At 64.9% G+C, this 25,333-nt stretch carries 25 protein-coding genes; 5 read left to right on the top strand and 20 right to left on the bottom strand.

What is annotated here, in order from left to right; all coding sequences use genetic code 11:
- Nucleotides 1–44: 44 nt before the first annotated feature.
- The 14 genes from chvE to ACXJMY_RS26460 form a co-directional block, all read right to left on the bottom strand.
- Nucleotides 45–1,118: a multiple monosaccharide ABC transporter substrate-binding protein gene (chvE, locus tag ACXJMY_RS26525; RefSeq protein WP_456622294.1), complete on the bottom strand. Its 1,074-nt coding sequence runs from the start codon at nt 1,116–1,118 to the stop codon at nt 45–47.
- 71 nt (nt 1,119–1,189) lie between these two features.
- A complete protein-coding gene (locus tag ACXJMY_RS26520; protein WP_456622298.1) occupies nt 1,190–2,068 on the bottom strand; it encodes an SMP-30/gluconolactonase/LRE family protein in 879 nt (292 codons plus the stop codon).
- Nucleotides 2,068–3,147, bottom strand: coding sequence for an aldose epimerase family protein (locus tag ACXJMY_RS26515; protein WP_456622293.1), 1,080 nt, complete (start codon nt 3,145–3,147; stop codon nt 2,068–2,070). The genes ACXJMY_RS26520 and ACXJMY_RS26515 overlap by 1 nt, the downstream gene beginning before the upstream one ends.
- 2 nt (nt 3,148–3,149) lie before the next feature.
- Nucleotides 3,150–4,076, bottom strand: coding sequence for a Gfo/Idh/MocA family protein (locus ACXJMY_RS26510; protein ID WP_456622292.1), 927 nt, complete (start codon nt 4,074–4,076; stop codon nt 3,150–3,152).
- Nucleotides 4,073–4,849 (bottom strand): FadR/GntR family transcriptional regulator, encoded by a 777-nt coding sequence (locus ACXJMY_RS26505; protein WP_456622291.1) that lies wholly within the window; start codon nt 4,847–4,849, stop codon nt 4,073–4,075. The genes ACXJMY_RS26510 and ACXJMY_RS26505 overlap by 4 nt, the downstream gene beginning before the upstream one ends.
- Nucleotides 4,846–5,826: a galactofuranose ABC transporter, permease protein YjfF gene (yjfF, locus tag ACXJMY_RS26500; RefSeq protein WP_456622290.1), complete on the bottom strand. Its 981-nt coding sequence runs from the start codon at nt 5,824–5,826 to the stop codon at nt 4,846–4,848. The genes ACXJMY_RS26505 and yjfF overlap by 4 nt, the downstream gene beginning before the upstream one ends.
- Nucleotides 5,823–6,815, bottom strand: coding sequence for an ABC transporter permease (locus tag ACXJMY_RS26495; protein WP_456622289.1), 993 nt, complete (start codon nt 6,813–6,815; stop codon nt 5,823–5,825). The genes yjfF and ACXJMY_RS26495 overlap by 4 nt, the downstream gene beginning before the upstream one ends.
- Nucleotides 6,812–8,353, bottom strand: coding sequence for a sugar ABC transporter ATP-binding protein (locus ACXJMY_RS26490; RefSeq protein ID WP_456622288.1), 1,542 nt, complete (start codon nt 8,351–8,353; stop codon nt 6,812–6,814). The genes ACXJMY_RS26495 and ACXJMY_RS26490 overlap by 4 nt, the downstream gene beginning before the upstream one ends.
- Nucleotides 8,354–8,469: 116 nt before the next feature.
- On the bottom strand, nt 8,470–9,435 hold the full coding sequence (gene ytfQ, locus ACXJMY_RS26485; protein ID WP_456622287.1) for a galactofuranose ABC transporter, galactofuranose-binding protein YtfQ: 966 nt from the start codon (nt 9,433–9,435) through the stop codon (nt 8,470–8,472).
- Between the two features lie 614 nt (nt 9,436–10,049).
- The gene (locus ACXJMY_RS26480) at nt 10,050–11,222 is read right to left on the bottom strand and encodes a fumarylacetoacetate hydrolase family protein (protein ID WP_456622286.1); all 1,173 of its coding nucleotides are present in this window, start codon (nt 11,220–11,222) and stop codon (nt 10,050–10,052) included.
- 131 nt (nt 11,223–11,353) lie between these two features.
- Nucleotides 11,354–12,331 (bottom strand): HEAT repeat domain-containing protein, encoded by a 978-nt coding sequence (locus ACXJMY_RS26475; RefSeq protein WP_456622285.1) that lies wholly within the window; start codon nt 12,329–12,331, stop codon nt 11,354–11,356.
- Between the two features lie 2 nt (nt 12,332–12,333).
- Entirely contained in the window at nt 12,334–12,567 is a 234-nt protein-coding gene (locus ACXJMY_RS26470; protein ID WP_008141081.1) for a 4Fe-4S dicluster domain-containing protein, read from the bottom strand.
- 29 nt (nt 12,568–12,596) lie between these two features.
- The gene (locus tag ACXJMY_RS26465) at nt 12,597–14,339 is read right to left on the bottom strand and encodes a fumarate reductase/succinate dehydrogenase flavoprotein subunit (RefSeq protein WP_456622284.1); all 1,743 of its coding nucleotides are present in this window, start codon (nt 14,337–14,339) and stop codon (nt 12,597–12,599) included.
- 103 nt (nt 14,340–14,442) lie between these two features.
- On the bottom strand, nt 14,443–15,216 hold the full coding sequence (locus ACXJMY_RS26460; protein WP_456622283.1) for a ferredoxin--NADP reductase: 774 nt from the start codon (nt 15,214–15,216) through the stop codon (nt 14,443–14,445).
- 223 nt (nt 15,217–15,439) lie between these two features.
- Here ACXJMY_RS26460 and ACXJMY_RS26455 point away from each other — a divergent pair, with 223 nt between their 5' ends.
- From ACXJMY_RS26455 to ACXJMY_RS26435, 5 genes are all read left to right on the top strand, one after another.
- A complete protein-coding gene (locus ACXJMY_RS26455; protein ID WP_456622282.1) occupies nt 15,440–15,745 on the top strand; it encodes a gamma-butyrobetaine hydroxylase-like domain-containing protein in 306 nt (101 codons plus the stop codon).
- Nucleotides 15,746–15,968: 223 nt separating this feature from the next.
- Nucleotides 15,969–16,742 carry a Crp/Fnr family transcriptional regulator gene (locus ACXJMY_RS26450; protein WP_456622281.1) on the top strand — a complete coding sequence of 258 codons (774 nt, stop codon included), beginning with the start codon at nt 15,969–15,971 and terminating at the stop codon, nt 16,740–16,742.
- 181 nt (nt 16,743–16,923) lie between these two features.
- Nucleotides 16,924–18,345, top strand: a complete 1,422-nt coding sequence (locus tag ACXJMY_RS26445) for an ABC transporter substrate-binding protein (RefSeq protein ID WP_456622280.1) — start codon at nt 16,924–16,926, stop codon at nt 18,343–18,345.
- Nucleotides 18,342–19,244, top strand: coding sequence for an ABC transporter permease (locus tag ACXJMY_RS26440; protein WP_456622279.1), 903 nt, complete (start codon nt 18,342–18,344; stop codon nt 19,242–19,244). The genes ACXJMY_RS26445 and ACXJMY_RS26440 overlap by 4 nt, the downstream gene beginning before the upstream one ends.
- Nucleotides 19,241–20,113: an ABC transporter ATP-binding protein gene (locus tag ACXJMY_RS26435; protein ID WP_456622278.1), complete on the top strand. Its 873-nt coding sequence runs from the start codon at nt 19,241–19,243 to the stop codon at nt 20,111–20,113. Before ACXJMY_RS26440 ends, ACXJMY_RS26435 begins: the two co-directional genes overlap by 4 nt.
- Before the next feature lie 143 nt (nt 20,114–20,256).
- Here ACXJMY_RS26435 and ACXJMY_RS26430 read toward each other — a convergent pair whose 3' ends face one another.
- The 6 genes from ACXJMY_RS26430 to ACXJMY_RS26405 all read right to left on the bottom strand — a co-directional run bounded on the left by ACXJMY_RS26430 (nt 20,257) and on the right by ACXJMY_RS26405 (nt 25,328).
- Nucleotides 20,257–21,315: a YeiH family protein gene (locus tag ACXJMY_RS26430; RefSeq protein WP_456622277.1), complete on the bottom strand. Its 1,059-nt coding sequence runs from the start codon at nt 21,313–21,315 to the stop codon at nt 20,257–20,259.
- 111 nt (nt 21,316–21,426) lie between these two features.
- A complete protein-coding gene (locus tag ACXJMY_RS26425; RefSeq protein WP_456622276.1) occupies nt 21,427–21,606 on the bottom strand; it encodes a hypothetical protein in 180 nt (59 codons plus the stop codon).
- Between the two features lie 205 nt (nt 21,607–21,811).
- On the bottom strand, nt 21,812–22,525 hold the full coding sequence (locus ACXJMY_RS26420) for an ABC transporter ATP-binding protein (protein ID WP_456622275.1): 714 nt from the start codon (nt 22,523–22,525) through the stop codon (nt 21,812–21,814).
- Complete coding sequence (locus ACXJMY_RS26415; protein WP_456622274.1) at nt 22,522–23,277, bottom strand: ABC transporter ATP-binding protein; 756 nt, start codon at nt 23,275–23,277, stop codon at nt 22,522–22,524. Before ACXJMY_RS26415 ends, ACXJMY_RS26420 begins: the two co-directional genes overlap by 4 nt.
- A gap of 132 nt (nt 23,278–23,409) precedes the next feature.
- Complete coding sequence (locus tag ACXJMY_RS26410) at nt 23,410–24,429, bottom strand: branched-chain amino acid ABC transporter permease (RefSeq protein ID WP_456622273.1); 1,020 nt, start codon at nt 24,427–24,429, stop codon at nt 23,410–23,412.
- Complete coding sequence (locus ACXJMY_RS26405; RefSeq protein WP_456622272.1) at nt 24,426–25,328, bottom strand: branched-chain amino acid ABC transporter permease; 903 nt, start codon at nt 25,326–25,328, stop codon at nt 24,426–24,428. The genes ACXJMY_RS26410 and ACXJMY_RS26405 overlap by 4 nt, the downstream gene beginning before the upstream one ends.
- Between the last annotated feature and the right edge of the window lie 5 nt (nt 25,329–25,333).

The following is a 25,333-nucleotide window of genomic DNA, read 5'->3' as shown; positions in this document are numbered from 1 at the left end:
CCCCGACCCTCTCCCCGCAAGCGGGGAGAGGGAGAAGGAGAGTCCTACTGGAACTGCGACTTCTTGTAGTAGCCGCTGTCGACCAGAATCTTCTCCCAATTGTCCTTGTAGACCACGACCGGCTTGAGCAAATAAGACGGCACGGTCTTGGCGCCATTCTCGTAGGTCTTGGTGTCGTTGACCGTCACCTGCTTGCCGGCGAGCGCGGCATCGACCATGTCGGCGGTCACCTTGGCGAGATCGCGGGTGTCCTTGAAGATGGTCGAATACTGATCGCCGCGCAGCATCGCCTTGATCGACGGCACCTCGGCGTCCTGGCCGCTGATGACAGGCATCGGCTGGTCGGCGCTGCCATAGCCGACGCCCTTCAAGGACGAGATGATGCCGATCGAGAGGCCGTCATAGGGCGACAGCACGGCGTGGACCTTCTTGTTGCCGTAATAGGCGCTGAGCAGATTGTCCATGCGGGCCTGCGCAGTGGCGCCGTCCCAGCGCAAGGTCGCGACCTTGTCCATGCCCATCTGGCCGGAAGCGACGACGAGCTTGCCGCTGTCGATGTACGGCTTCAGCACGCTCATCGCGCCGTTGTAGAAGAAGTAGGCATTGTTGTCGTCGGGCGAGCCGCCGAACAGCTCGATGTTGAACGGACCCTTGCCCTCCTTCAGGCCGAGCCCCTGCACGATCGAGTCAGCCTGGAGCACGCCGACCTGGAAATTGTCGAAGGTCGCGTAATAATCGACGTTCGGCGTGCCGCGGATCAGGCGGTCATAGGCGATCACGGTGATGCCCTTGGCCTTGGCCTGCTTCAGCACGTCGGAGAGCGTGGTGCCGTCGATCGCGGCGATCACCAGCGCCTTCGCGCCCTTGGTCACCATGTTCTCGACCTGCGAGAGCTGGTTCGGAATGTCATCCTCGGCATATTGCAGGTCGGTGTTGTAGCCGCGCTCCTTCAGCACCTTGACCATGTTGTTGCCGTCGTCGATCCAGCGCGCCGAGGATTTTGTCGGCATGGCGATGCCGACGGTCGCCTTGTCCTGGGCGGAGGCGGGAACGCCCGCGACCAACGCGGCAGCGCCGGTCAGGGCGAGCGCGAGGAATGTCGTCTTCAGTTTCAGCATGTTTCACTCCCTTTAAGTGTCAGACTGTTTTTCGTGTCGTCGAGAACGCGATGTGGGCTGCCTTTCGTCTCCTATGCAAGCTTGACGTCCGGCTCCGCGCGACCGCGCGCGGAGACCTCCAACAGAAAGGTGCAGCCGGCCTGCGGATCGGCGGCGCGCGCCGCATCGTCCATGTCCTGCCAGGCAGAGGTCACCAGAAGGCGCGACAGATCGGGGCCGACGAAGGCCGGGCAGCTCGCCTGCTTGGCCGGCACGCTGAGCGAGCGCAGCCGCTCGCCTTGCGGAGAGTAGACATCGACGCGGCTCGCGCCCCAGCACGCATTCCAGATCTGCCCGTCGGCGTCGCACACCGAGCCGTCAAGGCCGCCGATGCCGGTGTGGCGTAGCAGCACTTCCGGCTCGCCGCGCGGCAATCCGGTCGCAGGATTGAGCGGGACGGCGTAGAGCACCGCGCGCGGGGTGTCGGTGAAGTAGCCGGTCGCGCCATCCGGCGAGAAGCAGATCGAGTTGGGAATGCTGATGCCGGGAAACAGCGTCGAGATCTTGCCGCGGTGGAGCGCGTAGATCGCCCCTGCCTTCGGCTCGGCCTTCTTGCCCATGGTGCCGATCCAGAACGTCCCGGACTGGTGCACGCGGCAATCATTGGAGCGCGTCGCGGGATTGTCCGCCTCAAGCGGAAGGAACAACGTCATCGCGCCGTCGGCGAGCTTGCGGATGTAGAGGCCATCCTCGGCCACGACCAACTGGCGCTCCGCATCGATGCGCCCGAGCGCGCTCGCCATCCGGCCGAGCGCCTGGACGCGGATGCTGCCGCTGCCAAGGTTCGCCTCGAACAGCCGCCCCTCGCGGATATCGAACCACCACGCCGTATCGGTGGTCACATCATAGGTCGGACCTTCGCCGAGATGACACGGTTCGGCAGATAAAACAGACGTCGGCACCTCTTCCATCATGGCGTCCTCACCGCAAAGCGATAGGCCGTGTGATGGCGATAGACTTGGCCGGGATCGAGGCGCGGGCTCGGGAAATCCGGCCGGTTCGGCGCGTCAGGCCAAATGTGCGGCTCCAGGCACATGGCGTCCGATTGCCGGATGAGCTTGCCGCCCTTGCCCGACATCGTGCCGTCGAGATAGTTGCCGGAATAGACCTGAAGGCCGGGCTGATTGGTGAGAAGCTCCATGATCCGTCCCGAACGCGGTGCCTCGAGCCGTGCCGCGAGGGCCAGCTTGCCGTCGCGCGCGAGGCAGTAGGTGTGGTCGTAGCCCCTGCCGTTGCGGAGCTGCTGGTCGCTCTCGCGGATGCGCTCGCCGACGGGGCGGGCGTCGCGGAAGTCGAACGGCGTGCCGGCCACCGCGCGCGGCGGCTCGGGCAGCGGGATGGCGGTCGGGTCGATCGCGAGAAACTGCTCGGCGGCGACCATCAGCCGATGATCGAGGATGGGTGTGCCTGACGTCGCGCCTTCCAGATTGAAGAAGCTGTGGTTGGTCAGGTTGACGATGGTCGGCCGGTCCGTTCTGGCCTCCATAATGAGGGACAGCTCGGCCGGACCCGTGACGCGGTAGGTCAGCTGCACATCGAGCTTGCCCGGATAGTTCTCCTCGCCGTGCGGGCTCGTGTAGGTCAGCGTCACCGCAGGCTCGGCGCCCTCGTCGATCGCCGCAATGCCCCAGAGCTTGCGATCAAAACCGTCGAGGCCGCCGTGCAACGCATTCGGGCCGTTGTTGACGGGAAGCTGCACGCTCTCGCCATCGAGCGAGAACTGCCCCTTGGCGATGCGGTTGGCGTAGCGGCCCACGGTGGCGCCCAGAAACTTGCGTTCGGCGAGATAGCCGGCGAAAGCGTCATGGCCGAGCACGACGTCGTCGTAGTTTCCCTTGGCGTCCGGTGCGGTCAGCGCCTGAAGCACCGCGCCATGGGTGATGATGCGGGCCTCGAACCCGCCCTCCCCGCGCAGCACGATGCGTTCCACGGCGCGTCCGTCCGGCAGCGTTCCAAAGACGTCTTTTTCTATTTTCCTTGAGCCAGCCATGATCAGTCCACGAACGGTTCGACGATGCTGCGCTTGCCGAGCAGGAAGGCATCGGCGACGAGACGAAGCGGCGCAAGGTCGACGTCGCTCGCCCCGGTCGCGGCGAGCTCGACGAAGCGCCGGTAGAGTCCGCGATACTCCGTCTCCGGGCCCTCGGCAACGACATTGCCATCGACGGCCATGCGCACGCCGCCGCCGGATAAATTCATCCGCCCCCAGTCGGTGTCCGCGACGATATCCCAGCTCTGCGGGCCGGTCTGGCGGAAATCGAATTCAGCCGAGATCGGCAGTCCGGTCGCATCGGCCAGTGTCAGGTTCGCCGCAATCGGCGCCTGGCGATTGGCGGGGAACGACAGCTCGGCCGAGGTGACGAACACCGGCCGCGGCAGGATGTGGGTCAGGATCGAAAGCGCATTGATGCCGGGATCGAACACCCCGAGCCCGCCGGGTTCCCAGATCCAGCTCTGTCCGGGGTGCCAGACGCGGACATCCTCCTTCCAGCTGATGTCCACGGACGCGATACGGCGCGGCGCGAGCCATTCGCGCGCCGGTTCGACCGCCGGCGCATGGCGCGAGTGCCAGGTCGCAAACAGCGACCGCTTTGCTTGCGCGGCCATCGCAATCAGCGGATCGAGCTCGGCAACACCGGTGCCGGGCGGCTTCTCCAGCATCACATGCTTGCCGGCGGCGAGCGCCGCCATGGCCTGCGCGCGCCGCACCTGCGGTGGCGTGCACAGCGAAACCGCATCGATCGGCGGCCCTTTTTCCAGCAATTCCTCGATGGTCGCAAAATGCGGCAGGCCCGGCAGCGAGGCGTTGCGGCTCGCAACCGCAACAAGCGTCGCGCCCGGTGTCGCGGCGATCGCGCCGACATGCTGGTCGCGTGCGATCTTGCCGAAGCCGACGATGGCGATGCGAAGTTCCGTCACGATCTCTCTCCAGCTTCCGACGATGGCAGCGCATCGGCCGGCGCGGTCTCGATCACCGTGCCTTCATGGCGGCGCATGCCGTTGTGAATGACATAGACCATGGCCTCGGACGCCGTGTCGGCGTCACCCGCCGCAATCGCGTCGACGATCTTCTGGTGCCAGAGCAGCACGGTGTCGCGGTCGTCCGGCTCGACCGGTGCGCTGAGCAGAAACGACGCGCGCAGGGCCGCTTCGATCACATGGCCGATCGAGCGCATGAACAGATTGCCGGACGCGCGCGCCACGCCGACGTGAAGCGCGAGGTCCGCGTCGGCAAAGCTGACGGAATCGGAGGCTTCGCGCCGCATGCGCTCCATGCTGCGCCGCAGCTCGGCGAGGTCCTCCTCCGACCGGCGCGCGGCCGCGAGCATCGCCGCGCGCGGCTCGACCGCGAGGCGAATTTCGGCGAGGTCGTTGAGGAAGCGCTTGTCGATGCCGGCATCGAGATGCCAGGCCAGCACGTCGGCGTCGAACATGTTCCAGGCACCGCGTTCGCGCACGACGGTGCCGACCCGGGCCTTGGTGGTGAGGAGCCCCTTGGCCACCAGCGTCTTCACGCTCTCCCGCAACACCGGCCGGGATACGCCGAACATCGCGATCATCTCGGCATCGCCCGGCAGCCGTGTGCCTTCCGCGTAGCGGCCCGCGATGATGTCGACGCCGATCGAACGGGCCACTTCCGCGTGGTTGGAATGGGCCCGCCGCGTCGGGATGACGACGATACGCGACGTCATGAGGCGGCTCCTGCACTCTTCGCGACCGGCCGGCGCGCGAGCGCGACCAGCGCCTGCTGCAACGCGATGAAGGCGAACAATAGCACGCCGGTCGCGATCTTGGTCCACCAGCTCGACAATGTCCCGTCGAAATTGATGTAGGTCTGGATCAGGCCCTGGATCAGGACGCCGAGGAAGGTGCCGACCACCGAGCCCTGCCCGCCCGTCAGCAGCGTGCCGCCGATGACGACGGCGGCGATGGTGTCGAGCTCGACGCCGACGGCGGAGAGCGAGTAGCCGGCGCTGGTGTAGAAGGAAAAGACGATGCCGGCGATGCCCGCGAGCAGGCTCGACAGCATGTAGATCTTCACCGTCATCTTGCCGACGGCCACGCCCATCAGGCTCGCGGTCGCGCGGCTGCCGCCGAGCGCATAGACATTGGCGCCGAACCGCGTGAGGTTCAGCAGCAAGGCGCCGCCGATCACGATGACGAGCATGATGATCGCAATGGCCGTCAGCCGCCCGCCGCCGGGCAGTCGCAATGCGAAGTCCGACACGGTCGAATACACCGGCGCGGTGATCGGCACCGATTCCGTCGAGAGCAGGAAGCTCGCCCCGCGCGCCAGGAACATGCCGGCCAGCGTCACGATGAAAGGCGGCAGATCGAAGACATGAATGACCGCGCCCATCGCCGCGCCGAAGCCGGCCGACAGCACGAGGATGGCGGCGAAGGCGACCAGCGGCGGCACGCCCCAGCGCTCGATCGCCAGCGCAACGAACACCGTGGTGAAGCCGATCACCGARCCAACCGAGAGATCGATGCCGCCGGAGATGATGACGAAGGTCATTCCGGTCGCGACGATGCCGAGGAAGGCGTTGTCGGTGAGGAGATTGCCGACCACGCGGGTGGAGGCGATGTTGGGGAACTGCACCGCGCAGAGCGCGAAGCCGGCAACGAGCACGATCGCCGTGATGAGGACGGGCGGCAGGCCTTTCATGGTTTCGTCCTCCGCAGTCGCGCCATGATCCCGGAGAACCCCGACAATTTCGGCGATTGCAGCAGCAGAACCGCGAGCACCACCACCGCCTTGACCAGCAGGTTGAATTCCGGCGGATAGCCCGACAGCAGAATGCCCGTGTTCATGGTCTGGATGATGAGCGCGCCGAGCACGGCGAGCACGAGGCTGAAACGCCCGCCGAACAGCGAGGTGCCGCCGATCACCACCGCAAGGATGGCGTCGAGCTCGAGCCAGAGGCCGGCATTGTTGGCGTCCGCGCCCATGATGTCGGCCGCCGCGATCACGCCGGCGAGCGCAGCGCAGACGCCGCACCAGACATAGACCGCCAGAATCATGGCGCGGGTGCCGACGCCGGCGAGCTCGCTCGCCCGCGCATTGCCGCCGGTCGCCTCGATCAGCAGCCCGAGCGCCGAACCACGCACCACCGCGCCGGTGAGAATCAACATGCCGAGCGCGATCGCGACCGGCACCGGCAGGCCGAGAATGGAGCCATTGCCGAGCCAGATCAGATCGGGCGAGCTGAAGGTCACGATGCGCCCCTCGGTGATGAGCTGGGCGATGCCGCGCCCCGCCACCATCAGAATCAGCGTCGCCACGATCGGCTGCATGCCGAGCACGCTGACCAGAAAGCCGTTCCACAGGCCGCACACGAGGCCCGCGCCGAGGGCGGCCGCCAGCACGACCGACAGGCCGTGGCTATCGGCAAGGCTCGCCGCGATGGCGCCGGAGATCGCCATGACCGCGCCGACCGAGAGATCGATGCCGCGCGTCGCGATCACCAGCACCATGCCGAGCGAGAGCAGCGCCACCGGCGTGCCGCGGTTGAGCACGTCGATCAGGCTGCCGAACAGCCGGCCGTCCTGGAGCCGCAGATCGAAGAATTGCGGCGACACCACGCGGTCGACCGCCAGGATAACGATCAGCGCCAGGATCTGGGCAAGGCCGCGGCGCGGCAGCAGCGCTGTCATGGCCGGGCCTCGTGCGCGGCGGCACCATCGGCGGCGATGGCCGCGAGAATGTTGGTGACGTCGATCGCCTCGCCCGTGAGCTCGTCGACATGGGCGCGATCGCGCAGCACCACGACACGGTCCGAATAGGTCACGATCTCGTCGAGTTCGGAGGAGATCACGAGCAGCACCAGCCCGTCGTCGCAGAGCTCGCGGATCAGGCGGATGATCTCGGCATGTGCGCCGACGTCGATGCCGCGGGTCGGCTCGTCCAGCACCAGGAGCCGCGGCGAGGTCGCGAGCCAGCGCGCCAGCACCACCTTCTGCTGATTGCCGCCGGACAACAGGCCCACCGGCCGCTCCGGGTCGGGCGGGCGGATGTCGAGCATCTTGACGTAACGGGCTGCGATCTCGTCCTGCTCGCGGCGCGACAGCGGCCGGTGCAGGCCGCGCTTGGCCTGGAGCGCCAGCACGATGTTCTCGCGCACCGTGAGCTCGGCGACGATGCCGTCGGTCTTGCGTTCCTCCGGGCAATAGCCAAAACCGTGGCGCACGCCGTCGCGCGGCGACTGAAGCCGCACGGCCGCGCCCTCGACCTTGGCCTGCCCGCGATCGGCGCGCTCGGCGCCGAACACCAGCCGCGCCGTCTCGGTCCGGCCCGAACCGAGCAGGCCGGCGAGGCCCACGACCTCGCCATGGCGCAGTTCGAGATTGAACGGCGCGACATAGCCGGCCTTGCCGTAGTTCTCGAAGCTTGCACAGACCTCGCGCGCCTGATGTTCGCGCGTGGCCGCACGGGCGCTGGTGGTCTCCGCAAGCTCGCGGCCGAGCATCATCCGGATCAGTTCGAGCCGCGGCAGCGACGCCGTCTCGCGCTCGCCGACCAGGCGCCCGTTGCGGAGCACCGTGATGCGGTCGGAGATCTCGTAGACCTGGTCGAGGAAATGGCTGACGAAGACGATGCCGATGCCGCGCCCGGCGAGCTGGCGCATGATGCCGAAGAGAATCTCGACCTCGTGACGGTCGAGGCTCGCGGTCGGCTCGTCGAGGATCAGCACGCGCGCCGAGAGATCGACGGCGCGCGCGATCGCGGTGACGTGCTGGATCGCCACCGAATAATTGCCGAGCGGCGCTGATACGTCGATGTCGAGGCCGAATTCGGCAAGCACGGTTTTGGCGCGGCGGCGCATTTCGCCCTCGCGCACGATGCCGAAGCGCATCGGCTGGCGGTCGAGAAACAGGTTCTGCGCCACCGACAGGTTCGGCAGCAGATTGACCTCCTGGTAGACCGTCGCAATGCCGGCCTGAACCGCCGCCTTGGCCGAACGCGGCGCGACCTCTTCGCCCCCGAGGCGGACGATGCCGGCGTCGCGCGCGAACACGCCGGTGACGACCTTGATCAGCGTCGATTTGCCGGCGCCGTTCTCGCCGAGCAGCGCATGAATCTCGCCGGCGCGGAGCGTGAAGTCGACCTCCTGCAACGCACGCACCGCGCCGAAACTCTTGCTGATCCCGCGCACTTCCAGCAGGGAAGCCGCGGGATCGGGGCTGTTCACCATCGTAACGTCACTCCCACCGGCGTCCGCGGACAAATCGGACGCCCAGCCTATCCGTTCGCGCAGCGGTTTCGAAAGGGAGCGCCATCGGACAAGTGCCGACGGCGCAATTCCCCGCCTCAGTAACCGAGGCCCTTCTTGCTGTCGTAGATCTTCTGCGGATCGTCGGCGGCGGTGTAGAGCTTCGAGTCCGTCTGGATCCATTTCGGCGGCGTGGTGCCCTTGTCCTTGAAGGCCGCGATGGCATCGAGCGCCGGGCCCGCCATGTTCGGCGTCAGCTCGACGGTGGCGTTGGCTTCGCCGGCGACCATCGCCTTGAAGATATCGGGAACCGCGTCGATCGAGACGGTGAGGATGTCCTTGCCGGGCTTGAGGCCGGCTTCCTTCATCGCCTGGATCGCACCGACCATCATGTCGTCGTTATGCGCATAGACCGCGCAGATCGACTTGCCGCCGCCTTCGGCCTTGATGAAGCTTTCCATCACCTCCTTGCCCTTGGCACGGGTGAAGTCGCCGGTCTGGCTGCGCACCACTTTCAGGTTCGCATGCTTGGCGATCGCGGTGTCAAAACCCTTCTTGCGGTTGGCGGCGACGCTCGCGCCGACCGTGCCCTGCAATTCAACGACGTTGCAGGCCTTGCCGCCGACGGTCTTCGCAAGCCAGTCGCCGGCGACCTCGCCTTCGTGCACGCTGTCCGAGGTGACGGCGGTGAGATAGAGCTCCTTGCCGGAGGGATCGATGTCGCGGTCGAGCAGCACGACCGGGATCTTGGCCTCCTTGGCCTCCTTCAGCACCGAGTCCCAACCGGTCGAGACCACGGGCGCAAGGAAGATCGCATCGACATTCTGCGCGATGAAGGAGCGGATCGCCTTGATCTGGTTCTCCTGCTTCTGCTGAGCGTCGGCGATCTTGAGATTGACCTGGCGCTTGGCGGCTTCCTGCTTGGAGACGGAAGTTTCGGCCGCGCGCCAGCCGGATTCCGATCCGATCTGCGAGAAGCCGATGGTGAGCTGGCCGGCGCTGGCCGGCAGCGCTAGCAGCAACGCGGCGGAGGCGCTGGCTACAAAAAGGGCTTTGAGGGTCATCAGGCGTGTCTCCCAAGTGTTTATCCCGGGCGCCGATTGGTAACATGGCACCCAAAGATCGCCCTTTAGGGCGACGGGAGGCACTATTTCACGGAAGATCGGTTCCGACTAGTCATATTATCTGACTATTTGCGCGGAGCGGCTTGGAAGCGGGAGGGCAGTCCTATGACACGCCCAGCGCGATTTTGTTCCAGCGATGCAACGGGGAGATGAAGGAAATGACGTAGGCCGGACTGTTTCGCTGCGCGCGCAATGAGGGCACTATTGGTTCCGTCATCCCCGCGCAACGGCGAAGCCGTTGTCGCTGGAGATGCGAGCCATGGGGCGCAGCGCGTCCCATGGAGAGCCTCGAAGGATGAGCGGCCCCGACGCAGCCGGGCCGTCGCCCTTCGAGGCTTGCCCTGCAACGCTCCGCGCAGCAGAGCGCGCACCTCAGGGTGACGGGGAGAGATAAGCGCTCGCTGCTCAATCCCGTTATTGCAATGACGATGTGGAGAGAGTTCAACGTCTATCGACCAAATCGACTCGCGGAGAGTCCCCCTCACCCGGAATTCGCGCTTCGCGCGCGAATTCCGGCCTCTCCCCGCACGCGGGGAGAGGCGAAGAACAGCGAGCTAGATCAGCTTCCGCTGCGCCAGGTTCTTCATCAGCGCGCCGATGCCGAAGGTCCAGGGTTCGCACTGGTCGCTGCCGCGCATGCGGTTGACGAGCTTGCCGAGTTGGGGCGCTGCGATCGTGACGATGTCGTCGCGCTTGTGGGTGAAGCCCTGCCCCGGCGCGTCGCGATCCTTGACCGGCGCGAACATGGTGCCGAGGAACAGCACGAAGCCGTCGGGATATTGATGCACGGGCCCGATCGTCTGCTCAACCAGATCGGTGGGATCGCGGCTGATCTTGCTGATCGAGGAGTGGCCGTCGAGGACAAAACCGTCCGCCCCCTTCACGTTCAGGCTGATGTCGAGCTTGCGCGCGTCGTCGAGCGTAAAACTGTCGTCGAACAGGCGCAGCAGCGGGCCGATCGCGCAGGAGGCGTTGTTGTCCTTGGCCTTCGAGAGCAGCAGCGCCGAGCGCCCCTCGAAGTCGCGCAGATTGACATCGTTGCCGAGCGCACCACCGACAATCTTGCCGCGGCTGGAGACGAACAGCACCAGCTCAGGCTCCGGGTTGTTCCAGGTCGATTTCGGATGCAGACCGGCATCCATGCCGGTGCCGACCGAGGACATAGTCGGCGCCTTGGTGAAGACCTCGGCGTCGGGGCCGATGCCGACCTCGAGATACTGGCTCCAGGCGTTCTGATCGATCAGCACCTGCTTCAGGTGCATCGCCTGATCCGAGCCCGGCTTGAGCTTCGACAGGTCGTCGCCGATCAGCCGTGTCACCTCTTTGCGGATTGCTTCGGCCGAGGCCGGATTGCCCTTGGCCCGCTCCTCGATCACGCGCTCCAGCATCGAGATGGCGAAAGTGACACCGGCGGCCTTCAGAGTCTGGAGATCGACCGGCGCGAGCAGCCAGGGCTTCTTGGGGTCACGCCCGTCGGGTGCCGTGTTGGCCACGATGGCGTCGAGATCGCCGATGCGTTCGCCCTTGGTCGCGGCAAGCGCCTTGGCCGGATTGTCCTCTTCGCAGAGCGCACTGACGGTCGGAAACCTTGCGGTGACGTCGAAGACACCGTCGGCGCGCACGGCGACCACGGCTGGACCATTGACCTGCGGCAGCCAGACGCGGCCGACGAGCGTTCCCCGCGTGCCGTCCTCTGGGAGAAGATCTTTAACCGTCAAAGTCGTCATGGCCCGCGTCCTCGCTGTTTTTCGGACCGGCCGCGTTGAGAGCAGCCGATCCCATTGGCGAAGACCAATAAACGTCTGGCACGGGAAGTCCAGACCGGCAGCGAAGAGCCGCTATGCCCCTGCCCGCGCCTTTATGCGCCTGCGCGCGCCTTGCGGGCTGCAATCTGCTGGAGCGCCCAGCGTGCATTCTTGCGCACATCGGGATCGGCATCGTCGGCGATGACGGCCAGGAACGCTTCGCCGTCGGGATGGGCGATCTCGCCGAGCGCGGCAGCCGCCTCTTTCCGCAAATTGGCCTGGTCGTGGTTGATGCAATTGCCGATCGGGCGCACCGCGCGCTCGATCTTCATCTTGCCGAGGCTGCGGATCGCCTTCAGCCGCACCTGCCAGAATTCGTCGGCAAGGCACGCGACCAGTTGATCGGCCGCAAGCGAACCATTGACGTTGAGGCCGAGCGTTTCCGCCGCCATCTCGCGCACCATCCAGTCGGAATCCTTCAACGCACGCGTGATCGTCTCCGCCGCGGGTTTCAGCTGCGAGAACGCCAGCGCGCTCACGGCGGCGCGGCGCACATGGGCGTCGGGATCGTTGATCAGCGCGGTCAGCGCGGGGATCGATTCTTCCAGCTTCAGGAAGCCGATCACGCCGATCGCCTGCACGCGCACCGCGGCGTCAGAATCCAGCAGCGCTTCCAGCGCCGGCTTCAGCGTATCCTTGCAGCGCAGCTCCTTCAGCGCGCGCAACGCGCCCATGCGGACGAAGGCGTGGGCGTGCTTGACCAGCGGCAGGATGATCTCGGCACAGGCGGGATCCTTGAACTCCGCCATGCTGTCGGCCGCGGCCGACGCCACGATCCTTTCAGGATCAACCAACAGCTTGATCAGCGCCCTCGCCGACTCCGGCCCGTCGAATTCGCCGAGCGCCATCGCGACCTGCTGGCGCACGCCGGCATCGGGATCGGCCACCATGTTGGCGAGATGCGCAACCGCCGCCGGATCGCCGGAATGGCCGAGTGCGATGATGGCGACGCGGCGCTCGGCGGGATCGGCGGCCTGAAGCCGCTCGTCGGCGTCTTCGAGATCGTCATAGGACTCGAACGGGCTCGCCATGACTACCTCAGCAGATAGGGAATGTTGACGGTGACGGCGCCGGTCGGGCAATCCGCCTCGCAGGGCATGCAGTACCAGCATTCATCATAGGCCATGTAGGCCTTGCCGGTCATGTCGCTGATGCGCAGCACGTCGAGCGGGCAGACGTCGACGCAGACCGTGCAGCCCTTGTCGGCGATGCATTTGGCGTCGTCGACGACCACCGGAACCGATGTCTGATAGGACGCGAGAGGCATCGTAATTCTCCTGTTGCTTGTGCGGTGGATCAGGCGGTGGCGCGGATGCGTTGCTTGTCGTAGAGGTCCTTCTCGTCGTCCGCGATCGGCACGACATAGGGCTCCACCGCGCGCTTCTCGCTGGTCATCTTGCCGTCCTGCTTGGAGAGCAGCGTGTGGCAGAACCAGTTCTCGTTGTCCTTCTCCGGAAAATCCGTGCGCCAGTGATAGAGGCCCCAGCGGCTTTCCTCGCGGTAGAGCGAGGCATGCACCGCCATGTCGGCGCAATCCATGATCGACTGCACTTCGAGCGCGCGGAGCAATTCGTGCGCGTTGCGGGCGATCATGTGCTCCTGCATGTCCTGCCGCGTTTCGGCGAGGCGGCGCATGCCGAGCTCGTATTTGCGCGTGACCTTTGGCGGCTGGAGATAGTCGTTGACGAGACGGCGGGTCTTGTACTCGACCTGGTTCGGTGGAATGCCGTCCTCGCGCCTGGTCGGCGCCAGCACGCGGTCGCGTTCCTTGGCGACGTCTGCCGCGTCGAATTCCGCAAAGTCGTGGCTGTCGGCGAACTCCATGGCGTCGATGCCGGCGACCGAGCCGTTGGTGAAGGCACCCAGCATGTAATTGTGCGGCACGCTCGCCATGTCGCCGGCGGCATAGAGGCCGGGCACGGTGGTGCGGGCATTGTCGTCGACGAACACGCCGGAGGCGCTGTGGCCGGAGCAGAAACCGATCTCCGAGATATGCATCTCGATCGACTCGCTGCGGTAGTCGACGCCGCGTCCCTGCTGGAACAGGCCGCGCGTGGGACGCTCGACCTTGTGCAAGGTGGATTCGATCTCGGAGATGGTGTCGGGATGCAAATGCTTGAGCTGAAGGAACACCGGTCCTTTGCCCGACAGCAACTCGTTGTAGAACTCCAGCATCATCTGGCCGGACCAGTAGTCACATTCGATGAAGCGCGAGCCTTCATTATTGGCGGTAAAGGCGCCGAAGGGTCCGGCGACATAGGCGCAGGCCGGGCCGTTATAGTCCTTGATCAGTGGATTGATCTGGTAGCATTCGAGGTTCGCCAGCGCGGCGCCGGCGTGATAGGCCATGGCGTAGCCGTCGCCGGAATTGGCGGCGTTCTCGTAGGTGCCGAACATGTAGCCGGAGGTCGGCAGACCGAGGCGGCCGGCGGCGCCCATGCACAGGATCACCGCCTTGGCCTTGATCACCAGGATCTCGGCGGTGCGGGTGTTGACGCTGATCGCGCCGGCAATGCGGCCGTCGGCGGATTTCAAGAGCCGCGTCGCCATGTAGCGGTTGGAGATCAGGATGCGGGCGCGGCGGAGCTGGCGGTAGAGCGCCTTCTTCACGGTCTCGCCGTTCGGCATCGGCAGCACGTAGGTGCCGATGTGATGCACCTTCTTGACGGCATAGTCGCCGTTCTCGTTCTTCAGGAAGCGGATGCCGAAACTGTCGAGCTCTTCGATGATCTTGTAGCAGTTCTGCGCGTATTTATAGACCGCCTTCTGGTCGACGATGCCGTCATTGGCGATGGTGATTTCCTTGGTGTACTGCTCCGGCGTGGCGTAGCCGGGGATGACGGCGTTGTTGAGCCCGTCCATGCCCATCGAGATCGCGCCGGAACGCTTGACGTTGGCCTTTTCGAGCAGGACGACATTGGCCTTCGGGTTCTTCAGCTTCGCCTTGAGCGCCGCCATCGGGCCGGCCGTGCCGCCGCCGATGACCAGCACATCGCAGGAAACCTCCGAAAGTCCGTCGACGATCTGATCTAGTGCCATCGCTTGCTCCTGGTTCGCCGGCAGGTCCGGCGCCGTTGCATCAGATTTGTTCAGGGGGCTTCTCGGCGATAGCAATTAGTTGTCGCCGCGATGCGATTTGTCCTCACCGCTCGACGAAAGCCTTCTCGATCACGAAATGGCCGGGCTGGCTGTGGTTCCCCTCCACAAAGCCGCGCGCGGAGAGCATTTCGTGCAGCTCCTCCAGCATTCCCGGGCTGCCGCACAGCATGATGCGATCCGTCCCGATATCGAGGCCGGACTGCCCGATATCGTCGAACATCTGGTTGGATGCGATCAAATCGGTGATGCGTCCGCGGTTCTTGAACGGCTCGCGGGTGACCGTCGGGTAGTAGACCAGCTTGTCGCGGATCAGGGGCCCGAAGAATTCGTGATTGCGCAAGCCGTCGACGAGGTGCTCGCCATAGGCGAGCTCGGAGACCTGGCGGCAGCCATGGGCGAGCACGATGGTCTCGTAATTCTCGTAGACGTCGGGGTCCTTGATCAGGCTCGCGAACGGCGCAAGCCCCGTGCCGGTCGAGAGCAATAGCAGCCGCTTGCCTGGAATGAGATTGCCGGTGATCAGCGTGCCCGTGGCCTTGCGGCCGACCAGGATGACGTCGCCCTCCCGGATCTTCTGCAGGCGCGAGGTCAACGGGCCGTCCTGAACCTTGATCGAGAAGAACTCCAACGCCTCCTCGTGATTGGCGCTCGCCATGCTGTAGGCGCGCATCAACGGCTTGCCCTCGACTTCCAGCCCGATCATCGCGAACTGGCCGTTCTGAAAGCGGAAGCCGGGATCGCGCGTCGCCGTGAAGCTGAACAGGCTGTCGGTCCAGTGCCTGACCGACAAAACCGTTTCCTTCTGAAAGGCACTCATCCGTTGTCTCTCCTTAGCCATCGATTGCGCACAAGGTTTCGGAGAGGCGGGATTCCGGCAACGCCGAACTGAAATTCCCGGTCGATTAGTTTCACATTTCGCGGGCGATGATTGAAGATGAGGCAGCAAGCGCAGACGACCACTCCCGCCGCGCATCCGCGCTGGCAATTAGTTGCTATCGCGGCGGTGCCGCGCCCGCGTAGAAGAGAGTCGGAGGTTCGTCATGACCGTGACCGCATTGGTGCCGCCGACCGTGGCCGACTATGAAGCAAGCGCCGATCTCGCGACGCTGCTTGTCCGCACCGCGCAGGCCGATCAACTCAGCCTTCCCGCCGAGCAGCTCCGCCTCTCCTGCAAATGCGCCCACTGCACCCGCGCCCGCTTCGACGGCCGCTTCCCCGAACGCTTCCCGGGCATCGCCATCACCGAGATCGGCGATCTCGGCTACGGGCTGAACATCTCGTTTTCGGACGGGCACAATCGGGGGATTTATCCCAAGCCGTATTTGCTGAGTTTGGCGGGGCGCTAGCTCAACATTCAATGTCGTCCTGGCGAAAGCCAGGACCCATTACCCCAAGAGCGAGTTGCGAAAGCGGGTTGTGGCCACAGCGGCGTGCACCCACACACGCCTGTGGTAATGGGTCCTGGCTTTCGCCAGGACGACGGCTTCATGCATATCGCCCGGTTCCTAACCCCATCTGGCACGGACATTGCTCCTCTTTAGAACGATTTGAACGTTCCGGAGGCAGGTGATGTTGCAGGCGGCCAGTGTGGTTCGCGGGACGGTTCCCGCAACGGGTCGGCCTGCCGGCAGCTCCTCGCTGCTGCTCACCGAGAACCAGCAATGGATCGGCGGACCGCCGCCGCTGATGGACAAGCTGACGCCGCGCGAGCGCGAGCTGGTGCTGAAGCAGGGCCGCCGCAAGGTGCTCAACCGCGGCCAGACGCTGTTCAGCCAGGGCGGCAAGCATGACGGCATCTGGCTGATCGAGAGCGGCCGCATTCGCGTGTTCTACACCTCTCCGCTCGGGCGCGAGATCACGCTGGCCTATTGGCATGTCGGCAATTTCGTCGGCGGGCCCGAAGTGTTCGAGGGCACCGTGCACCAATGGTCCGGCGTTGCATCCAGCAATTGCAGTGTCGTGCACCTGCCCGGAAAAGAGCTGCGGGCGCTTGCCGTGGAGATCCCCAATCTGGCCATCGGCCTGATCGAAGGGCTGACCTTCAAGGGCAAGTGCTATTCGGCGCTGGCCCAGATGCTGGGAACGCGCTCGATCACGCAGCGGCTCGCGCACCTGCTGCTGCATCTCGTCGAGCTCTATGGCGTCGAGGATGCCGACGGCCGGGTGATCGCGGCCGCCTTCACTCATGCCGACATCGCCCACATGGTCGGCGCCACCAGGCAATGGGTCACGATCAGCCTGAAGCGCATGCAGGAGAAGGGAATCGTGCTGACCAAGCGGTCGCAGATCGTGGTCTGCCGGCCCGACGTGCTGGAAGAGATGCGCGGCCAGGCGGCCGACTAAAACCGGCGGCGACCCGCGCGGATGCACATGCAAGCGGCTTTATCGTGCAGGACTGCCCAAGGAGTATGCAATCAGCTTTTCCCGGCAACTAATCGACTGCGACGGTAATTCCGGATTTGCCCTGCCCGCGCCCTCACCCAATCATGGCAACCACAGCACATCCAACCGAATGAGGATGAGAATGGTCCGCCATCTTCCCACGCTCTCGATCGCGATGTCGGTGACGTCGCTGGCGCTTCTCCTCGCACAGCCGGCCATTGCGGAAACCGTCACGCTCGGCATCGGAACGCAGGACACCACGACCAACACGGTGACCGCCGGCGTCGTCATCCGCCAGTTGCATCTCCTCGAAAAATACCTGCCGAAGGACGGCAAATATTCCAACATCAAGTTCGAGCTGGAGTGGCAGAACTTCACGTCCGGTCCGCCCGTCACCAACGCGATGATGGCGAACAAGCTGCAGATCGGCATGATGGGCGACTATCCGCTGATCGTGAACGGCTTCACCTTCGAAACCAATCCCGAGAGCAAGAGCCGGCTGATCGGCATCGCCGCCTACAGCCTGTCCGGCTCCGGCAACGGCATCGTCGTCCACAAGGACTCACCCTATTACGAATTCGCCGATCTCAAGGGCAAGCTCGTCAGCGTTCCCTTCGGCTCCGCCGCGCACGGCATGGTGCTGAAGGCGATGCAGGACCGTGGCTATCCGGCCGATTTCTTCCAGCTCGTCAGCCAGAGCCCGGAGGTCGGCTCGACCAATCTCCAGGAGAAGAAGATCGACGCGCATGCCGACTTCGTTCCCTTCGCCGAGCTCTTGCCGTTCCGCGGCTTCGCGCGAAAGATTTTTGATGGCGTCGAGACCAACCTGCCGACCTTCCACGGCATCGTCGTCCGCACCGACTTTGCGGAGAAATATCCGGAGGTCGTCATCGCCTATCTGAAGGCGGTCATCGCCGCCAACCAGTGGCTGCGGGATGATCCAAAACTTGCCGCCGAAAAGATTCAGGAATGGACCGGCATCAGCAAGGAGGTCGTCTACATCTTCCTCGGTCCCAGCGGCAACATGACCACCGACCCGACCGTCAAGCCGGCACTGATCGATGCCGCCACGACCGACGTCAAGGTGCTGCAGAATCTCGGCCGCATGAAGGAGTTCGATCCGAAGAAGTGGGTCGATGATTCCTACATCCGCAAGGCCTATGCCGAGATGAAGCTCGACTATGACGCGCAACTCGGCAGCACGAAGAATTACGAGATTTCAGGCGAAGACACCTTCTGCAAGAAACCGATCGCCGATCCGCGCAAGGCCGGCGAGGTCTGGGTCGACGGGGCCGGCATCCTGCCGTTTGCGTCGGCGGCCTGCACGCTGGGGGCCTATGCCGACTACAAGGCCAAGGGCAGGAAGATCAACGTCGCCTACGTCTTCGACACCACGCGCGGCATCAAGCTGTTCGCCGACCAGGCCTTCTTCGCGGTCGGCGATGGCGAGGTGGCGCCGTTCCTGCTGAAGAAGGACGCCGAGGCCCATGCCGCCAAGATCAGCGGCAAGGTGCTCGGCTTCGACGACGCGGTGAAGGCGGCGGTCAGCGGAGGCAAGACGTGAGCAGCCCCGCCATCCTCAGACATTCCGAGGACAGCATGCCGGCAGGTACCGCGGAGGCGGACCCCGTCCCCGCCGCATCGCCCGCGACGCCGGCCTCCTTCGGTACGCTTGCGCTGCGCTGGTACCGGCTGAACCGCGGCGGGCTGCGCGCGATCGCGATCGGCATCATGTCGCTGCTCGCCTTCCTGCTGGTCTGGCACCTGCTCACGACCTACCGCGTCGTGTTCTTCGTGCGCTTCACCAACGTGCCCTCGCCGCTCGCGGTCTATGCGAGCTTCACCAAGGCGATCCACGATCCAAAATTCCTGCTGCACATCCTCTTGAGCTGCCGGCGCATCTTCATCGGCTTCTCGCTTGCGGCCATCGTCGGGGTGCCGCTCGGGCTGATCATGGGCCGCTTCAAGCTGGTGCATGAGATCATCTTCCCGGTGGCGGAGGTGCTGCGGCCGATCCCGGCGATCGCCTGGGTGCCGATGGCGATCATGCTGTGGCCGACCAACGAGCAGAGCATCGTCTACATCACCTTCCTCGGCTCGTTCTTCCCGATCCTGGTCAATACGCTGCACGGCATGTCGCTGGTCGATCCCGTGCTGGTGCGCGCCGCGCAATGTCTCGGCGCGCGCGAGCGCTCGATCTTCCGTGAAGTCTATTTCCCGGCTTCGCTGCCGCACATCTTCACCGGCCTCACCGTCGGCATGGGCGTCGCCTGGGTGTCGCTGATCGCCGCCGAGATGATCTCCGGGCAATACGGCATCGGCTATTTCACCTGGGAGGCCTATTCGCTGGTTCAGTATGCCGACATTGCGCTCGGCATGATCGCGATCGGCGTGCTCGGCCTCGGCTCGAGCCTGCTGATCCGGGGCGCCGGACAATTGGTGATGCCGTGGAGGCTGAAATGAACGAGATCCTGGCCAAAGCACCGCAGGGCCATATCGAGGTCAGGAATTTTTCGCTGAGCTATGACAGCATCGAGGGACCGGTTGAGGCCGTCACCGACACCCAGATCCACGTCAATCCGGGCGAGTTCGTCTCGATCGTCGGTCCTTCCGGCTGCGGAAAGTCGACGCTGCTCAATGCGGTCGCGGGCTTCCTCAAGCCGACCACCGGCGTGGTCACCGTCGACGGCGAGAAGGTCAACGGCCCCAGCGCCGAGCGCGGCATGGTGTTCCAGCAATATTCGCTGTTTCCCTGGAAGACGGTGCGGGAGAATGTCGAGTTCGGCCTGAAGATGCGCGGCATGGCGCGCTCCCAGCGCGAGCGCGCGGCGCGCACCCTGCTCGGGCTGGCAGGGCTGGAGGCCTTCGAGAAGCATTATCCGGAAAAGCTCTCCGGCGGCATGAAGCAGCGCGTCGGCATCGTCCGCGCGCTCGCCACGGGACCGAAGGTCCTGCTGCTGGACGAGCCGTTCGGCGCGCTCGACGCTCAGACCCGGGTCATCATGCAGCAGATCCTCACCAACATGTGGCAGCGGCTGAAGATCTCGGTGCTGTTCGTCACCCACGACATCGACGAGGCGATCTTCCTGTCTGATCGGGTCTACTGCATGACCGCGCGCCCCGGCTCGATCAAGGCCGAAATCCCGATTCCGCTGGAGCGGCCGCGGCAGCAATCGATGATGATGTCGTCGGAATTTCTGGCGCTGCGCCGCGGACTGATGTCCTTGATCCGCGAGGAGAGCATCAAGGCGATGGGCGGCGAGATCAGCGATCTGGGCATGCAAGGGCTCAACATCGAGCTGCACGGCGCTTCGCTGGCGGATGTGATCTGACTTCACCTCGCCCCGCTTGCGGGGATGACGGTCTCGTAGGGTGGGCAAAGCGAAGCGTGCCCACCATCTTGGTCGCACGCCGAACCGAACGGTGGGCACGGCGCTTTCGCGCCTTTGCCCACCCTACGGCACCTTCGCGCCCCTCACTTGAACCAGTGCACCAGTGCGATGCTGATGCCGAGCAGCAGCATCAGCGACAGCGTCACGGCCGCGGTCACCCTGCCGCCGACATTGGCGAGCACGCGCACGTCGACGCCGAGCCCGAGCGCGGCCATCGACACCACCGTGAGAAAACCCGTGATCTTCGTCACCGGCCCTACGACGGTGGCCGGCACGATCTCGAGCGAACGCAACGTTGCCAGCACGAGGAAGCCGAGGATGAACCAGGGCACAAGGCGGAAGAATCCGACACTGGTCTTCTTGGCGTCGCTCTGCCAACGCGAAGCCACCAGCGACAGGCCGACGACGACGGGCCCGAGCATCAACACGCGCATCAGTTTGACGAGCGTGCCGATCTGCGTGCTGACGAGCCCGGCCGGCACTGTCGCCGCCAGCACCTGCGGCACGGCATAGACGGTCAGGCCCGCGAGGATGCCGTATTGCGTGGCGGACAATTGAAGGAGCGGAATCAGCAGCGGCAGCCCCAGCACCATCATGACGCCGAGGATCGCGGTGAAGGAGATCGAGGACGCGATCTCATCATTGTTGGCGCCGATGATCGGGGCCACCGCCGCGATCGCCGAATTGCCGCAGATGGAGTTGCCGCAGGCGATCAGGATCGACAGCCGGGTCGAGAGACCGAGCAGGCGGCTGAGGCCGAAGCTGGCGCTGAGCGCGACCACGACGACGGCGGCGATCGAGGCCAGCAGCGCGACGCCCGAGGCCGCAATGGCGGCAAAGCTGATGGAAGCGCCGAGCAGCATCACCGCGACTTCGAGCAGCTGCTTGGCGCTGAAGGCGATACCGGCCTGCCAGCGTGGCGCGGGCTTCCAGAAGCTGCGCAAGGCCATGCCGAGCAGGATCGCCATCACCAGCGCCTCGACATAGGGATGCTCGAAAACGCCCAGTTCCGCCCGCTCCAGCAGGGCCGAGACACCGGCGACAGCGATACAGAGGAGAACGCCGGGGATCAGCGCGAGAAGGCGGCTTGCGGTGGTGGCCGGCTTGGCCGTGGCCGAACTGGATGCTTGATTCTGCGACACAAATCTCTCCCGGAGGAGAAGGATTTATACGCAGGACGACCCGGTTGGGAAATAAGTTTTCGACATATCAGGCCCGAGGGAAGTTCTGTCCTCAGGCCCCGATGCGATGCCTCAGAAGATCAGGCTCTTGGCGAGCGAGGCAACGCGGCTGAAGCTGTCATAGACGCCCGGCTCGAAAAACGCCGCACGCGCAAACACGATGGCCGCAACCAGGGACCAGAACAGGCCCGTTCCGGCCCGGAGCAGGTATTTTGACGCGCGCGAACGCGGCTGGGTGTCCGTCGCAGACACCAGGCGCTCGCCAAACGGTTCAAATCCAGTGCGTTCCATGATCAGGCCAGTCGTTTGATTTCTGGACAGAATGTCGTCGTTTCCGCCCCGATCAGCAATGGAAGCGATTGGCTTTTTTGGTCCCGGGAAAGAAAACTCCTTCCGTGCCGGGAGGCCGGGACGATGGTTTTCTTCTTTCGGGGCCCTGTTGGCTCCGGCAGCCCGGCTAGAGGGCCAGATAACGGCGACGGATCGCGTCGTTGGCCTTCAGCTCATCGATGTCAGCCGCATAGACGATCTGGCCCTTGTCGATCACCGTGGCGTGGCTCGCCAGGCCCAGGCAGAAATGCATGTTCTGTTCGGCGATCAACACGGTCGAACCGAGCGAGCGGAGCTGCCGTAACAACTCCCCGATCCGCTGCACGATGATCGGCGCAAGCCCCTCGCTCGGCTCGTCGAGCAGCAGCAGCGCCGGATTGCCCATCAACGTGCGCGCGATCGCAAGCATCTGCTGCTCGCCGCCCGACAGGCGCCCCGCGATGCGATGGCGCAGCGGCTCCAGCAGCGGAAAGACCTCGTAGATGCGCTTGATCGACCATACGTCCTCGCCGTCCGGTCCGCGCTTTTTGCCGATGACAAGATTGTCCTCGACCGTGTGCTCAGGAAAGATCTGGCGGTCCTCCGGCACGAAGCCGAGCCCGGCGCGCGCAATGCTGTGCGGCTTGAGGCCGGAGATCACCGCGCCGCGCAGGCTCACTTTGCCCCGCCGCGGCGGCGCCAGGCCCATGATCGCCTTCATGGTGGTGGACTTGCCGGCGCCGTTGCGCCCCAACAGCGCCATGGTCTCGCCCTGACGTACCGACAGGCTGACGCCGAACAGGATCTGGCTGGTGCCGTAATAGACGTCGAGATCGGCGACCTCGATGATGGCTGCGCTCATGCGGCGGCTCCCGCATGTTCGGTGCCGAGATAGGCCTCGATCACCGCGGTGTTGTTGCGGATCTCGTCGGGCGTGCCGGTGGCGAGAATGCGGCCGTAACAGAGCACGACGATTTTTGGTGCGATCTTGAACACGATGTCCATGTCGTGCTCGATGAAGACGACGGTGATCTTCTCGCGCTCCCAGAGCTCGCRCACCTTGTCGATCATGCGCCAGCGCTCTTCCGGGCCCATGCCGGCGGTCGGCTCGTCCAGCAGCAGCACTTTCGGTTCGAGCACCAGCGCCAGCGCAATGTCGAGCAGCTTCTGGTCACCGTGCGACAGCGTCGCGGCTGTGCGGTTGCGTTTTCCCGCCAGGCCCAGCAATTCCATCACATACTCGGCACGGTCGCGCGTCTCGGGCAACGGAAAGCGCTTGTGCAGCACCGCCGACGTGCGCTGGTCGGCGCTGACCGCGGCGAGCATGGTCTCCTGCACCGTGAGCGATTTGAAAATGCTGGCCACCTGGAACGCGCGGCCGATGCCGTGGCGCACGATCTCCGGCGGCGACCGGCCGGCCAGGTCGACGCCGTCGAGCAGGACCTGGCCGGAATCCGGCCTCAAGGCGCCGGTGATCAGGTTGAAGAACGTGCTCTTGCCCGCGCCGTTCGGGCCGATCACCGCGGTGAGCGAGCCGTCGGGGAAATCGAGCGTGACGTCGTTCGTCGCCTTCACGCCGCCAAAGGATTTTGCGAGGTTGCGGATTTCAAGCATGGTGCGTCTCGCGCAGTTGTCTGGCATCGTCATTCCGGGATGGTCCGTCAGGACCAGACCCGGAATCTCGAGATTCCGGGTTCGCACTTCGTGCGCCCCGGAACGACTGCCCGATGGATAAACCTGACATCACTAGCGCTCCTCGCCTGCGTCGCGACGGTGTGCGAACCATTCGGCGACGAAATCGAGCAGGCCCTTGCGCAGGCCCAGCGCGAAGAACAGGATGACCACGCCGAGCACGATGCCATGATATTCGGTGAACCGCGTGACGGTGTCGTTGAGCAGCAGCAGCAGCACCGTGCCGACCATTGGTCCGAGGAAGGTCGAGACGCCGCCGAGCATGTTGATGAAGATGCCCTCGCCCGAGATCGTCCAATAGGCGAATTCGGGATAGGCACCGGAGACGAACAGCGCCATCACCATGCCGCCCATCGACGCGAACAGCGCCGCCAGCACGAACACGGTGAGTTTTGCGCGCCAGACGTCGATGCCGAGGAAGCTCGCGCGCGCGGCATTGTCACGGATCATGCGCAGCGTGTAGCCGAACGGCGACTGCGCGATCTGCCGCATCGCGAGCAGGCCAAGGATCAAAAGCGCGCAGCTCGCGACATAGAGATGGACATGGTTGGAGAGATCGACGCCGAGAAACACCGGCCGCGGAATGCCGCCGCGCAGTCCCTGGTCGCCGCCGGTGAAGGAGGCCCAGGACAGGATGGTCGAGTGGATCAGCATCTGGAACGCCAGCGTGACGAAGGCGAAATAGATCTCCTTCAACCGCACGCAGATCGCGCCGATGACGGCAGCGACCACGGCGGTGATCGCAAGCGTCGCGACGAAGGCTACCGGGATCGGCACGCCGAGCCGCTGCATGATCAGGCCGTAACCATAGGCGCCCAAGCCAAAGAACATGCCATGGCCGAACGAGGTCAGGCCGGTATAGCCGACCAGCAGATTGAGCGAGGTCGCGAACAGGCCGTAGGCCGAGCAGCGGATGACGAAGTCGAGCAGCGCCTTGCTGCCGGTGAACAGCGGCAGGCTCGCGAGCACGGCAAAGGCGAGCAACGCGATCAGCACGTCGCGATAGCGTTGCAGCACCGCACCGTTGCGCACCGGCACCAGCCTCTCGGCGCGTCCGGCCTCCAGCTCGGTCATGCCGCCTCCTTGCCGAACAGGCCGGTGGGCTTGGAGACCAGCACGATCACCATGAACAGATACATCAGGCCTTCCGTGAACAACGGAAAGCCCTGGGAGCCGAAGGAGCGGATCAGGCCGATCAGCAGCGCGCCGATCAGCGCGCCGAGGATCGAGCCCATGCCGCCGATCACGGTGACGATGAAGGATTCGATCAGCACCGAAAATCCCATGCCCGGCGTCAGCGACCGCACCGGCGCGGCGAGCGCACCGGCGAGCCCCGCCAGCATGCCGCCAAGCGCGAACACGCCGCCATAGATCAGGCCGGTGTTGATGCCGAGCGCGGAGACCATGCCGGGATTATGCGCCGCCGCCCGGATCACCTTGCCGATGCGGCTGCGCGACAGGCCAAAGCCGAGCACGGCGGCCGCGACCAGCGCCACGCCGATCAGCAGCAGATAGTAAGGCGGCACCACGCCGCCGGCGATGAACAGCGGCATCACCTGGAATGCCGCCGGCATGCCCATCGACTTGAATTCCGGCCCCCAGATCAGCCGCACCACATCGTCGAAGATCAGCACGAAGGCGTAGCAGACCAACAGCTGCATCAGCACGTCCGCGCCATAGACGCGGCTCATGAACACGCGCTCGAAGACCAGGCCGAGGATCGCGGTGCCGGCCGCGCCCGCGAGTATCGCCAGCGCGAAGCTGTCGGTGAGCTGATAGGCCGTCATCGCGAAGTAGGCGCCGAACATGTAGAAGGCGCCGTGGCTGAAATTGACGATCTTGAGCACGCCAAAAATCAGGGTCAGCCCGACCGCGACCAGGAACAGCAGCATGCCGATGATGAGCCCGCTGGTGGTTTGCGTCACCAGGCAGGCGGAACTGGAAAGGCAGCCGGCAAGCGCGTCGAGATCCACGGGTG

It is taken from the genome of Bradyrhizobium sp. P5_C12 (assembly GCF_054049735.1).
This window is presented reverse-complemented; position numbering and strand designations above follow the sequence as displayed.

Coding starts and splice junctions, on each gene's coding strand:
- chvE (WP_456622294.1), bottom strand. CDS start 1,118: ATGCTGAAACTGAAGACGACATTCCTCGCGCTCGCCCTGACCGGCGCT.
- ACXJMY_RS26520 (WP_456622298.1), bottom strand. CDS start 2,068: ATGGAAGAGGTGCCGACGTCTGTTTTATCTGCCGAACCGTGTCATCTC.
- ACXJMY_RS26515 (WP_456622293.1), bottom strand. CDS start 3,147: ATGGCTGGCTCAAGGAAAATAGAAAAAGACGTCTTTGGAACGCTGCCG.
- ACXJMY_RS26505 (WP_456622291.1), bottom strand. CDS start 4,849: ATGACGTCGCGTATCGTCGTCATCCCGACGCGGCGGGCCCATTCCAAC.
- ACXJMY_RS26495 (WP_456622289.1), bottom strand. CDS start 6,815: ATGACAGCGCTGCTGCCGCGCCGCGGCCTTGCCCAGATCCTGGCGCTG.
- ACXJMY_RS26490 (WP_456622288.1), bottom strand. CDS start 8,353: ATGGTGAACAGCCCCGATCCCGCGGCTTCCCTGCTGGAAGTGCGCGGG.
- ytfQ (WP_456622287.1), bottom strand. CDS start 9,435: ATGACCCTCAAAGCCCTTTTTGTAGCCAGCGCCTCCGCCGCGTTGCTG.
- ACXJMY_RS26480 (WP_456622286.1), bottom strand. CDS start 11,222: ATGACGACTTTGACGGTTAAAGATCTTCTCCCAGAGGACGGCACGCGG.
- ACXJMY_RS26475 (WP_456622285.1), bottom strand. CDS start 12,331: ATGGCGAGCCCGTTCGAGTCCTATGACGATCTCGAAGACGCCGACGAG.
- ACXJMY_RS26470 (WP_008141081.1), bottom strand. CDS start 12,567: ATGCCTCTCGCGTCCTATCAGACATCGGTTCCGGTGGTCGTCGACGAC.
- ACXJMY_RS26465 (WP_456622284.1), bottom strand. CDS start 14,339: ATGGCACTAGATCAGATCGTCGACGGACTTTCGGAGGTTTCCTGCGAT.
- ACXJMY_RS26460 (WP_456622283.1), bottom strand. CDS start 15,216: ATGAGTGCCTTTCAGAAGGAAACGGTTTTGTCGGTCAGGCACTGGACC.
- ACXJMY_RS26455 (WP_456622282.1), top strand. CDS start 15,440: ATGACCGTGACCGCATTGGTGCCGCCGACCGTGGCCGACTATGAAGCA.
- ACXJMY_RS26450 (WP_456622281.1), top strand. CDS start 15,969: ATGTTGCAGGCGGCCAGTGTGGTTCGCGGGACGGTTCCCGCAACGGGT.
- ACXJMY_RS26445 (WP_456622280.1), top strand. CDS start 16,924: ATGGTCCGCCATCTTCCCACGCTCTCGATCGCGATGTCGGTGACGTCG.
- ACXJMY_RS26435 (WP_456622278.1), top strand. CDS start 19,241: ATGAACGAGATCCTGGCCAAAGCACCGCAGGGCCATATCGAGGTCAGG.
- ACXJMY_RS26420 (WP_456622275.1), bottom strand. CDS start 22,525: ATGAGCGCAGCCATCATCGAGGTCGCCGATCTCGACGTCTATTACGGC.
- ACXJMY_RS26410 (WP_456622273.1), bottom strand. CDS start 24,429: ATGACCGAGCTGGAGGCCGGACGCGCCGAGAGGCTGGTGCCGGTGCGC.